At 42.4% G+C, this 12,227-nt stretch carries 13 protein-coding genes; 3 read left to right on the top strand and 10 right to left on the bottom strand.

Annotated features, from left to right (window positions below):
• Positions 1 to 117 precede the first annotated feature (117 nt).
• On the bottom strand, positions 118 to 492 hold the full coding sequence (rpsL, locus tag FTV28_RS10160) for a 30S ribosomal protein S12 (RefSeq protein WP_000246374.1): 375 nt from the start codon (positions 490 to 492) through the stop codon (positions 118 to 120).
• Positions 493 to 631: 139 nt separating this feature from the next.
• A complete protein-coding gene (locus tag FTV28_RS10165; protein WP_179990308.1) occupies positions 632 to 2,140 on the bottom strand; it encodes an EcsC family protein in 1,509 nt (502 codons plus the stop codon).
• A gap of 284 nt (positions 2,141 to 2,424) precedes the next feature.
• Between FTV28_RS10165 and FTV28_RS10170 the strand changes: the two genes are divergently transcribed.
• Both FTV28_RS10170 and hemJ read left to right on the top strand, forming a co-directional pair.
• Positions 2,425 to 3,654 carry a beta-ketoacyl synthase N-terminal-like domain-containing protein gene (locus FTV28_RS10170; RefSeq protein ID WP_004975268.1) on the top strand — a complete coding sequence of 410 codons (1,230 nt, stop codon included), beginning with the start codon at positions 2,425 to 2,427 and terminating at the stop codon, positions 3,652 to 3,654.
• A gap of 18 nt (positions 3,655 to 3,672) precedes the next feature.
• Entirely contained in the window at positions 3,673 to 4,125 is a 453-nt protein-coding gene (gene hemJ / locus FTV28_RS10175; protein ID WP_004975266.1) for a protoporphyrinogen oxidase HemJ, read from the top strand.
• Between the two features lie 117 nt (positions 4,126 to 4,242).
• Here hemJ and FTV28_RS10180 read toward each other — a convergent pair whose 3' ends face one another.
• On the bottom strand, positions 4,243 to 4,590 hold the full coding sequence (locus FTV28_RS10180) for a hypothetical protein (RefSeq protein WP_004975264.1): 348 nt from the start codon (positions 4,588 to 4,590) through the stop codon (positions 4,243 to 4,245).
• A gap of 106 nt (positions 4,591 to 4,696) precedes the next feature.
• Positions 4,697 to 5,356: an HAD-IA family hydrolase gene (locus FTV28_RS10185; RefSeq protein ID WP_019837216.1), complete on the bottom strand. Its 660-nt coding sequence runs from the start codon at positions 5,354 to 5,356 to the stop codon at positions 4,697 to 4,699.
• A gap of 88 nt (positions 5,357 to 5,444) precedes the next feature.
• On the opposite strand from FTV28_RS10185, the gene FTV28_RS10190 reads away from it, so the two are divergent.
• Positions 5,445 to 6,212: a hydroxymethylpyrimidine/phosphomethylpyrimidine kinase gene (locus FTV28_RS10190; protein WP_136144318.1), complete on the top strand. Its 768-nt coding sequence runs from the start codon at positions 5,445 to 5,447 to the stop codon at positions 6,210 to 6,212.
• 63 nt (positions 6,213 to 6,275) lie between these two features.
• On the opposite strand, the gene FTV28_RS10195 is transcribed toward FTV28_RS10190, so the two are convergent.
• The 6 genes from FTV28_RS10195 to FTV28_RS10220 form a co-directional block, all read right to left on the bottom strand.
• Positions 6,276 to 6,914: a nuclease-related domain-containing protein gene (locus FTV28_RS10195; protein WP_179990310.1), complete on the bottom strand. Its 639-nt coding sequence runs from the start codon at positions 6,912 to 6,914 to the stop codon at positions 6,276 to 6,278.
• Between the two features lie 51 nt (positions 6,915 to 6,965).
• Positions 6,966 to 7,457, bottom strand: coding sequence for a methylated-DNA--[protein]-cysteine S-methyltransferase (locus FTV28_RS10200; protein WP_004975257.1), 492 nt, complete (start codon positions 7,455 to 7,457; stop codon positions 6,966 to 6,968).
• Between the two features lie 95 nt (positions 7,458 to 7,552).
• Positions 7,553 to 7,870, bottom strand: a complete 318-nt coding sequence (gene sugE, locus FTV28_RS10205; RefSeq protein ID WP_004975255.1) for a quaternary ammonium compound efflux SMR transporter SugE — start codon at positions 7,868 to 7,870, stop codon at positions 7,553 to 7,555.
• A 146-nt stretch (positions 7,871 to 8,016) separates the two neighbouring features.
• Positions 8,017 to 9,078 carry a cation transporter gene (locus tag FTV28_RS10210; RefSeq protein ID WP_004975253.1) on the bottom strand — a complete coding sequence of 354 codons (1,062 nt, stop codon included), beginning with the start codon at positions 9,076 to 9,078 and terminating at the stop codon, positions 8,017 to 8,019.
• 122 nt (positions 9,079 to 9,200) lie between these two features.
• Entirely contained in the window at positions 9,201 to 10,136 is a 936-nt protein-coding gene (locus FTV28_RS10215; protein ID WP_179990312.1) for a copper resistance protein B, read from the bottom strand.
• Positions 10,123 to 12,207, bottom strand: coding sequence for a multicopper oxidase domain-containing protein (locus FTV28_RS10220; protein WP_179990314.1), 2,085 nt, complete (start codon positions 12,205 to 12,207; stop codon positions 10,123 to 10,125). The genes FTV28_RS10215 and FTV28_RS10220 overlap by 14 nt, the downstream gene beginning before the upstream one ends.
• Positions 12,208 to 12,227: the final 20 nt, after the last annotated feature.

The raw sequence follows: 12,227 nt of genomic DNA on the forward strand, positions 1-12,227 counted from the left end.
CATTTCGCTGGCCTTACTACACGTCGCTTGAATTTCACAAAATTAAATGCAGAAATCAGACAAGCGAGACGATAAAGGATTGCAGTTCTACGAACTAAGGGCTTAATCTTTAAAAGATTATTTCTTAGGACGTTTAGCACCGTATTTAGAACGTGACTGGTTACGATCTTTCACACCAGCACAGTCTAAAGAACCACGAACGGTATGGTAACGTACACCTGGTAAGTCTTTAACACGACCACCACGGATAAGAACAACACTGTGCTCTTGTAGGTTGTGACCTTCACCACCGATGTAGCTAGAAACTTCAAAACCTGAAGTTAAGCGAACACGGCAAACTTTACGCATTGCTGAGTTAGGTTTTTTAGGTGTAGTTGTGTAAACACGTGTACAAACACCACGACGTTGTGGACAAGCCTTCAACGCAGGAACTTTTGATTTTTCAACCAAAGTCGTACGACCCTTACGGATCAACTGATTTGTTGTTGCCATGTGGCAATTCTCCCGTTAATAAAAAGCCCCAAAAACATACTACTTTTTGAGGGCATGCAATTGTAAGCGAAGATAGAAAAATGGTCAATATTTCATAGGCAGTTAAAATACCAACCAAATTTCTACTTATCACTTGTTTTTATTCAGCTTTTGGCTTGCGAGTACTTGTACGAGTTCTCGGCTTTTTTGTAACCTGCTTTGCAGTTTCTGTACTTGATGTTACTGGATTTTCCGAAACAGTTTCAGCCACTTGGGTTGAATCTTCCACAGGCTCTAAAGCATCTTCCAGCCTATATTCATCAATTTCTTCTGCAGGTACAGCAGGTTTTTGCGGTGCAACTTCAGCATGTGGCTCTAGCATTTGATCTGCCAATTCTTCTAGACCTTGCTGAATATTTTCATCGAGCTGTGCTGCAGTTGTTTCCACTTTGTCCGATTTTTTCTGCACTTTTACCGCTCGGATACTTTCATGGTCTGATACGGTTTGCACTAAAGCATCTGACGGCGCAGATTCCGCGCGCTCTTGCCCCGCTACTAATTCATCTTGCTCCGCATGTTTAGCTTCATTGCCCTTCAATTGCTCCAAGAGTTTAGGCGCAGCCTGTGCCAGCAATTCCAACGATTTTTCATACGCATGAATGGCTGATAAATTGCTGTCTTTATGCTGAATTAAATAGCTACGGGCATTGGAAAACACTTGCTGTGCCTTGTGATGCACATCTTCCACCAATTTCCAGCTATATACTGCACTCACCGATGCGGTTGCTACAGGCGTGAGTTTATTCAACATGGAAAACTTAGGTACATGATTCAACCACGGCCATTTGACTTGACCTTGCTCATTCAAGAAGTATTTCTTTAATGCCTCATAATCATTGCTTGAACCGAGCATATTTTGTAATTGATGCACATCATGAGTTTGCAGCATATTGGATAAGGTTTTTAGCCCCATCAGTACCGCTTGCTTTTCTGCAATGACGCCTAAATCAATTTGTTTAAAAATAAACTGAACAATTTCTTGCTCGGTGTCTTTGTTCAGTTCAAAACCGTATGCACGTCCCACCTGATAAATGGTACGCAAAGACATCACAATAGATGCAGGCACATCAATAGTTGAACCGATTACTCCTGTTGCACCTGTCAATGCGCCTTGCAGTGATGCAATCCATTTATTTTGTTCTGCGAGTGCCTGACTAATTCGTTTAGAACGATCTACATCTTGAGTCAATTCTTCTAAATCGCGCACACCTGCTTGATCAAGCACATCATCAACAGAGCTAATATTGGAGGTAAAACTATTCAGCTGATCAAATAAATAATCTGAAATTTTGTCGGAAAAATCGGGCGACACAAAACTCGCTACCTGATTGACGCGATTATAGTGACGTCCTAAAAGCTGACGTGAAACTTGTGGCACATGCTGTCTGAGCATGTGTTGAGGATTGTCATACTGACGCGCTTGAAAAGCACTAAAACTACGTGCCTGACCTTCAATAATTTGCCCTGATTTTGCACTGTGCTCATCCTTCGCTACAGTACCCGGTGCAACTTGCTGCAATACATGGATGCCTGTACTGCTGAGCTTTTTAGCCACCCCAATCGCATTCGAGAAGAATCCGCTTGATTGTTTATTCTTGGAATCTGACATTCTTACTCCTCATTTTTAATTTCTATGATTTATGGGTAGATACTAGGTGTAGTCTAAGTTTATCTCAATATGATTGTGTATCTTTTGGTTGGCTTCCTGCATCTCATTTACCGCTTCGCTGCGGTTTGATCTTCCCTGCAAAGTGGCATCATATTTGCCATAAGAATTCAAAATTCTTTCTGCTATTATGAACGCAATTGTAAGACATGAGTCATACCGTATCAGCGATTGCTTGGCAGTCACGGTGTTCGGCTCAACATTATCACCATAAAAGGGATCTGTAGATGAAACGTGTTGTAATCACCGGCATGGGCATTAACTCGTGCATTGGTAATACTTTAGAAGCTGTGACTCATTCTTTACAAAACGGTATTTCTGGGACACGTTCCAACCCAACTTATGCTGAACTTAATTTCAAAAGCCACGTAAGTGCAGCAGCAGAACAAAACTTTAACCACATTGACCGTAAATTAAAACGCTTTATGGGCGTGTGTGCGATGTACGCTTACAACGCTGCAGTAGATGCCATTGAACATGCGGGCTTAAAGCAAGAAGATTTAGCAGGCAACCCACGTTACGGTATCGCGGGTGGTTCAGGCGGTAACTCAACTGCATCTGTTGCAGAAATGATTGAGCTACTTGAAGAAAAAGGCGCACGTAAAATTGGCCCGTTCTTCGTACCACGTAACATGTCGAACACCATTACGGCAAACTTGGGTGTTGCGTTCAAATTACAAGGTATCGCGCACTCAATTACCAGTGCATGCGCAACTTCTGCCGATGCAATTGGTTATGCCTACAACCTAATTCAATTGGGTAAACAAGATTTAATGCTTGCAGGTGGCGGTGAAGAAGATCACTGGTCACAAAGCTTATTGTTTGATGCGATGGGTGCTTTGTGTTCTAAATACAACGACACACCAGAAACAGCATCTCGTCCGTACTCTGCAGACCGTGATGGTTTCGTCATTGCAGGTGGTGGTGGTTTCGTGGTTCTTGAATCACTTGAACACGCACAAGCACGTGGTGCAAATATTTTAGCTGAAGTGGTTGCGTATGCTGCAAACTCTGACGGTGCAGACATGGTTGCACCAAGCGGTGAAGGTGCAACACGTTGTATCTTGATGGCTTTAGACGAAGCGAAACAACACGGTGTAGACGCAATTGACTATGTGAACACACATGGTACTTCTACTCCAGCAGGTGACGTGACTGAATTGAAAGCCATGGAACGTGCGTTTGGTGAAGGTAAAGTGCCTGCTCTTAGCTCAACGAAGTCAATGACTGGTCACAGCTTGGGTGCTGCAGGCGTTCAAGAAGCAATTTATTCTGTCTTGATGATGCAAAACGACTTCATTGCACCAAACATCAACGTCACTGAACTTGATGAAGGCGCGAAAGCATTTGATATCGTACTTGAAAAACGCGACACAAAATTGAATACTGTGATGAGTAACAGTTTTGGTTTTGGCGGTGTAAATGCCTGCCTTATTTTCAAGAAGTGGGATGAATAATCTCCTATAGGATAGTCGATGGATGCACCTTCTGATGCTTTTTTATGGGTAAAAGCATTACATATTATTGCCGTGGTTTGCTGGTTCGCTGCATTGTTCTACTTACCACGTTTATATGTTTACCATGCCATGAGTGAAGATACACTGAGCCATCAGCGTTTTGAAATCATGGAGCGCAAGTTGTACCGAGGGATTATGTGGCCGTCTATGATTGCCACCCTCATCACGGCACACTTTTTGGTAGATTGGGGCGATGCGACCCGCAATTACCACGATGCGTTATGGTTTTACCTGAAAGTAGCATTGGTCGGTTTATTGGTGATTTACCATTTGGTTTGTGGCTATTACCGCCAAAAACTGATTGGCAATGCGCATTATAAATCACACAAGTTCTGGCGATTCTTCAATGAAATGCCGACTGTGCTGCTATTAGCGATTGTAATTTTAGTCGTGGTAAAACCACAGTTCTAAAATTTGAAACGCCAAGTATCCTGACATCTCAACCTGATTCGGTTGTAAAAAAACCTCAGTGCAAAGAACTGAGGTTTTTTTATGGGTGACAACTAAAAACAGCACTTATGCTTTAATTCAACGTATTTGTGAGTAAGGCTGAAAGCCCAATGCCGCTGCTTGTTTCTGCTGAGATTGAGGAATCGTGACAATAGCAATTTTTCCATCTGCACCACCACAGACCTGTGCATACATCCGCCCATCTGAACCTACACTGGCCCGCTTCACCTGAATCTGTGCTTGCTGTAAACGCTGAACAATTTCCGTAAGGGTTAAACCTGAATCTGGCTCACACTGTCGATGTTGCAATGATGTGTACATTTCGACCTGCGCAGTAGGTGTTGTGGATGTAGCAGCATGATTGGCACATGCAGTCATCAGTATTGAAACCGCTACTACTGCAATAGATTGACTAAATATCTTCATCACATACCCTCTTTCAATATTAAAATTAAATATTCAAATTAAATATTGAAGCACGATCTTTGCAATAACACTGCGCTAGAAATGCAAACAGATGTAAGCATCTCGCTCATCCAGATAACTGTTCAAGCACCGACAAAATTTGCGCAAAACACTGAATTCTATGTTTTGGTGCAGCCAAGTCTAACTCCTGAGCCGAACCATAGCCGTATTCGACTGCAACACAATCGACTCCATTGGCTCGTGCACCTAAAATATCGTGTTCACGATCTCCAATCATTAAACATTGTTCAGGTTGCAATTGTTCTTGCTGCAAAATATAGGCAATTAAATCCGCTTTATTGGTACGCTCACCATTTAGTTCGCTACCGTAGGGATATTCAAAATATTGCAATAAATCGAAGTGATCTAAAATTTGGCGTGCATAAATTTCAGGTTTGGCTGTTGCTAAAAACAGTCGATAGCCTTGCTGTTTTAAATCTGCCAATGTTGCAGCAACATCTTCAAAGACATGATTTTCAAATAAGCCTGTTGCAGCAAAACGCTCTCGATAGCCTGCTAAGGCTTGCTCTGCCAATACGTCATGCACATCTACATGAAGTAATTTTGCCAAAGAGGCTTTTAAGGGCGGCCCGATAATCCAATCAATATTTTCCGTATCTGCAATAGGATGTCCAACCTTAGCCAAACCATAACGCGCAGAAGCGGTAATGCCCTCTTTCGGGTCGGTCAGCGTGCCATCTAAATCAATTAAAAGGTTCTTTATCACAATGTCAGCCTATGTGCCTAAATGACTATCGAGTGTTACTCCAAAGTTGCCTATACTAACGTAAATAGAAGCAATTAAGGATATGTGTGTGCGACCAACAGTACTATGTTTTTCTGGTTTAGACCCTTCGGGTGGCGCTGGTTTACAGGCTGATATTGAAGCCGTTGGCAATAGCGGTGCACATGCAGCGATTGCCTGCACAGCACTGACCATTCAAAACTCTCAGCAAGTATTTGGCTTTGAAGCAACGTCTAAAGAATTGTTATTGGCGCAAGCCAATGCGGTGGTGAATGATTTGCCCATTAAAGTTGTAAAGTCGGGCATGTTGGGCACCACTGACAATATTGCAGCGCTGGCAGATTTTTTACGTGCACATCCTGATTATTTATATGTGCTTGACCCTGTTTTGGTTGCCAATAGTGGTGGTTCTTTAGGTGATCAAGCGACTTTGGTTCAGGCATTTGTCGAGTTGATTCCACTGGCGACTTTAATCACGCCAAATACTGTGGAATTACGTGCCTTAACGGGTGAAGATGATTTAGAACGCGCAACAGCTAAATTATTTGCAATGGGCGCGCAGGCCGTTTTGGTCAAAGGTGGGCATGAAGATACCCCTGATCATATTCGTAATGCACTGTATATTAACAATGAAATGGTTTCAGAAACCCGCTGTCCACGGCTTGAAGGTGAATATCACGGTTCAGGCTGTTCATTGGCGAGCTTTATTGCAGGGCGCTTGGCAATGGGAGATCAACTGAAACAAGCGGTACAACATGCTGAAACTTGGTTGTTTGGTGTGCTTAAATATGCGGAAACGCCTGTACCGAACGGACAGAAAATTCCGAAAAGGTTTTAGTGCTTATCGTTCAACTCCTTCAAACCCTGATCACCTTGTATCAGGGTTTTTCATTGCAACTTTTTAACGTTCGTGCCGTTGTTTCAAATTTTCGACATGTTGACGATTGGTTTTCCAAGACTTATCAAGTAGTTCTTTTTCAATTCTCAGCTGAATACGTTTCAGTTTCATCGGTGAAATGACTTCATGCCGAAAACCTTTGACATACTCAACCCATGCACTGCCTTTAAAAACATTGTTGGGCAAAGAGGTCTTAAACTCACAGTCTGGCATAAATACAATCACAGAATGCAGATATTCAGGCTCGACAATATCGCTCAATACTGATTCCAAAACTTTTATATGCTTATAGTTCTGATAGACAGGATTTTGAAACTTGTAGGTCTTTTTATAAATTTTTTGTGTCCATACTTTTTGGCGTTCTCCACCAAAAATCCAGCCTTTATAGTTTTTTGTTTCAATCACAAAAACCCCAAAAGGACTCAATAAAATATGATCTATTTGGGTTGTTCCTGTGGATTCATCAGGCAAAGTTACATCATTCAACAAGATATAACGTTCATCTAAATACAACTTCACATGCGTACTTACTGCGAGTTCCCCCACCTTTCCCTTTAGAAAAGGTTTGAAAATTTTGATCAGCCCTACACCTGCAACAAGCAGAATAAGCCACCAAAACTGCAACAATAATGTTTTTAACATTTCCCCTGCTCTATTTTATTTTGATCAAAATTGTTGTTGAATCTCAGTCATTTAAACTTTTGAAGTTGAAGATTCTAACTTTAACAAAATCGCTTTATTATCCAACCCGCCTGCAAAGCCCACCAATTTTCCACTTGCACCCACCACCCGATGACACGGTGCAATAATCGAAATTGGATTTTTGCCATTTGCCGCCCCTACGGCACGCATCGCATTCTCACTACCAACTTGTTCGGCAATTTGCTTATAACTACGAGTTTCCCCAAAAGGAATGCTTAATAACGCCTGCCAGACTTTCTTCTGAAATTCAGTGCCTTCAAAATCAAGAGGCACATCAAATTGCTGACGCTGACCTGCAAAATACTCTTGGAGTTGCTGCTGAGTTTTGAGCAAAATTGGATGATCATCTTGTCGAACTAAACTGGCTAAACGTACCCGTTTATGATCTTCGTTATCCCACATTACCGCAACCAATGCGTGATCGTGAGCCACCAATTTAAGCACGCCTACAGGAGTGTCCATTTCAGTAAATGCCAATTGCATTATTTTTCTCCTCAAGCAGGTTGGGTATCAGGTCATCCTGTTTTTAACTCAAACCGATCTGTTATTGAGCACACACTAAAAGACTGCATTCCAAGTTAGCTGGATGAAATTTTCATAAGCACCAAACCTGAAATAATCAGAACTGCAGCCAACATACGCATAGCACTGGCAGGTTCGCCTAAAACAAAAATACCGACTAAAAATGAACCGACTGCGCCTATACCTGTCCAAATCGTATAAGCCGTGCCTAATGGCAAAGTACGCATGGCATAGGCCAAAAGCGCAAAACTTAAAATCATAAAAAAGATAGTCACGATACTGGGCGTTAATTTACTAAAGCCGTCAGACAACTTCATGGAGTATGCCCAAACCACTTCAAAAATACCCGCCAATATCAACATCATCCAGGCCATAACGCCCTCCTTCAATAGCATGAAATCAGGCCGTCCTGAAGATTTTTCTTGTCGAGTGTTCAGTCACTTTGACTATTTCTAAAAACCCAAACAAGGGAGGTCGTTCCTCCTGTTGCAATTTAAGCCACCGCGCAGCGATGATCCGTCTATTTTAAACTTAAAATTTTGCGCGCACCATTCAATACAAACATGGCCACAACTAAGCCAATAATCAGGTCTGGATAATTCGACCCTGTCAGCATCACCAAACCGCCCGCGATAATCACACCTAAATTCACAATCACATCATTGGCGGAAAAAATATAACTGGCTTGCATGTGGGTTCCACCATCTTTATGCCCTGAAATTAGCCATAAACAGGTGACGTTTGCCAGCAATGCCACAGCACCAATGACCATCATCAACATGGATTCAGGCTCACTGCCTAAGAAGAAACGGCGCAGGACATCAAAGATAACCAGTGCAGCCAAACCCAGTTGTACCCAACCAGACAAATGTGCAGCTTTGAGCTGTTTCTTGGCGGATTGACCCACGACAAATAAAGCCAAACCATACACGGCGGCATCGGCAAACATATCTAAGGAGTCAGCAATTAACCCAGTCGAAGATGCAATTAAACCTGCAATTAATTCCACCAAAAACATAGCGGCATTAATACCAAGCAAGGCATATAGCACTTTTTGTTGTGCAGCGCTGTTAGATACAGGCAGTTCAGTTTGTGTATTGGCTTCAGTCTGTTGCAACACAGCACCCAAACCCAATGCTTCTAATTTATGGGTAATTTCTGTGGCAGATTGGTTGCTGTGATAAACCTTTAAAAGTCGTGCAGGTGAATCAAAAGACAAGGCTGCAATATCATTATGATCTGCCAAAGCAATCCGCACCATTTGTTCTTCTGCGCCACAATCCATTTTAGGAATATGGTATGCACTCACCCACGGACTCAAAAGTTCCGAATCCAAAATTGTTGCTTTATCTGCCTTGGCAGTCGTTGCAGATGTACAGCTATTTTGATCAGCACAGCTTTTTTCTGTATCGCAAGACGAACCACAGCCTGTATCGCCACATGACTTGGAGTGTGTAGGCGCAGTTGCACAAGGCTGGTTTACATTTTTTTGCGTATCACAACCACAGCCAGTATTGTTTAGATTTTGGTTTTCTAAGTTTTTATCTTGATTCGATTGAGGATCTTGAGTTGATGAAGACATACGCCACACCCAAAAATACAATAGGCTCAGTATAAACCAAGCCTATGTATTTAGGGACAATCTATTCTATTTAGAAGCAGCAACGATCCATTGACTTAATCATTGATAAATACCCCTAATCATTAAAACCTGAAACGCAAGCCTATCGCATATAAGCCGCTCTGCTCGGAATCGGTTGCAGACTGCCAATCAGTGTGTTGATCACCTTTCGTATACTCATAACCTGCACTGATATACGGCATGATGTTCTTGCTGATTTCATAACGCATTTCCACACCCACAGCTGCGCGGTTGAGTCCTGTTTTTTTCGCATATTTGGCATCATCCTGCAGAATAACATCTACATCTAAATAAGGCTGTGCGATCAATTTCTGAGTCAATAACAGATCCCGTGTGGTTTCCAAACTCAAAGCCGCATATTGATACTCACCCAAATAAAAATAAGCATCGGTTTCAAAAAAATATGGAGCTAAACCATGTAAGCCAAACACAGCGTCAAACTTATCTTCTCGGTCTGTTTGATGCTCTTGCTGATTCACTTCGTGTCGATAACGCACACCTGCTTGCACATCCCAAAAATCTGAAATCATACGACTGTATAACAACTTGGCATCATATTCAGTCGCTTGTGACTCTTGCTTATCGCTATGAATTTTCACAAACAACTTGTTTTCATCAGTTCCGATACGAGTTTGTAATTTAGATTTGAGCACTCCCTCGGCATGATCATTCACTTGCCATTGCGTATCTAAAGTGCTCACCGCGTACACCTGCGCACCATGTTCTTTACGATGATCGTGTGACTGCGACTCTTGCACGGACGAATCGGATTGATGCGATTGATGCGATTGATGCGATTGATGCGATTGATGCGATTGATGCGATTGATGCGATTGATGCGATTGATGCGATTGAGTATCAGCCTGAGCTGCAATTGTTGCAATCTCTGCTGAACTGGCATGTGCACTATGCACCTCTGTCGCTGCTAGCCCAACTGTACTGATGCAGCAGACAGAAATACTTAAAACTGTTTTCGCAAAAAGATTAATGTTGTGCATGTGCTGCTCCTTTTTGCGCTGTCGCTGAAGGGGTTTGAGTGGCTTGAATTGCTGTGGTTGAAAGCGGTTCATTTTCACTCACCTGCGCTACAATCAATTTATTCATCATTCCCGCGCTCATGTGATAGAGCAAATGACAATGTATTGCCCATTCACCTAATTCATCTGCAGTAAGCAGTGCAGTTACAGTTTGACCTGGCGGCACAATTAAGGTGTGTTTATTCGGCATTTCTGCTGCCGTTTGACCATTTTCCAACTGCATAAACATGCCATGTAAATGCATTGGATGTGCCATCATGCTGTCATTGATAAATTTAATCCGAATACGCTCACCATATTTCACCTTGAGTGGTGTGGCATCACTAAATTTCTTACCGTTGATTGTCCAGATATAACGCTCCATCGTACCGCCTAAACGCACGACCAATTCACTGCTTGGTTCACGTGTATCTGCTTGTGGCTGCAGCGATTTCAAATCTTCATAGTGCAAGGCTTTATGCCCCGCGGGTGTAGAAGCATTTGCCCATCCATATACCACCGCATTTTTGTGTTCTGTTGAAGGCATGCCATATTGTGTATGCGTATTTTCAGACATTGTTGCATGGTTCATCTTGGAATGATCCATTTCCGACATTACCGCATGATTCATCTTGGAATGATCCATTTCCGACATTACCGCATGATTCATCTTGGAATGATCCATTTCTGACATCGCTACATGGTTCATCTTGGAATGATCCATTTCCGACATCGCTGCATGATTCATCTTGGAATGATCCATCTCCGACATTGCTGCATGGTTCATCTTGGAATGATCCATATCCGACATCGCTGCATGGTTCATCTTGGAATGATCCATTTCCGACATCGCTGCATGGTTCATTTTGGAATGATCCATTTCAGACATCGCTGCATGATTCATTTTTGAGTGATCCATTTCAGACATCGTTGCATGGTTCATCTTGGAATGATCATCGCCTGAATGCTCTGCAGCATGCCCCATATCTTGCATGGTGAGTAAAGCACGCGGGCGCGCTGCAGGGAGCTGTAGATTTGATGTTGCAGAATGAAGTTCACTCTGCAAGCTACCCACAGCAAAACCTGAGCGGTCTATTGATTCCGCTTCAATTTGATAATGCGCTGCTTGAGGTTCAACAATCACATCGTAGGTTTCTGCAGTGCCGATACGAAATTCATCCACAGTAACAGGTTTGACTGGCTGACCATCGGCACTGACCACTGTCATTTTTAAGTTTGGAATCCGCACATCATAAAACGACATGGCAGAGGCATTGATAAAACGTAAACGCACTTTTTCATTTGGCTTAAATACACCTGTCCAGTTCTGTTCAGGTGTCTTGCCATTCATTAAAAAAGTATAGCCTGTGACATCGGAAAGGTCGGTTTTCAGCATGCGCATCTGATTCCACATTTTGCGGTCTGACCATGTGGCTTTTAGCCCATCACGCTGTACTTGACGCCAAACATCACCTAAGGTTTCACGCTGATTTTGATAAAACTCGGCTGAAATTTTTAAATCTTTCTGAATTTGATTGCTAGATTTTTCATGAAAATCTGACAGCATCACCACATAATCACGATCTGTGTATTCATGTGCGTTTACGGCTGGCTTGGCTTTAGGATGAATCACCAAAGAGCCGTATAGACCATCTTGTTCCTGACCTTTGGAATGTGCGTGATACCAATAGGTACCACTTTGACGTACTTTAAATTGATAAACAAAATGTCCTTGTGGCTTAATCCCTTGAAAACCATTAAATCCAGGCACACCATCCATCAAACCGGGCAACAATAAACCATGCCAGTGAATAGATGAGTCCTGATTTTTTAATTGATTATTAACGTGAATTACCGCCTCATCGCCTTCTTCAAATTCGAGTGCAGGCGCGGGAAATTGTCCATTGACTGTAATACGTTGAACAGGTTTTCCCGTGATATTGACCGTTTGTTCTGCAATGGTCAGGTGATATTCCTTGACCGCAGCAAATGCAGAACTCGAACACAATGCACAGACTGTTAAAAACAGCGCAGGCTGATAAAATTTAGACATGACTTAATCCTTAAAATAAA

This window comes from Acinetobacter sp. YH12252, from assembly GCF_013417365.1.
Lineage (GTDB): Bacteria > Pseudomonadota > Gammaproteobacteria > Pseudomonadales > Moraxellaceae > Acinetobacter > Acinetobacter towneri.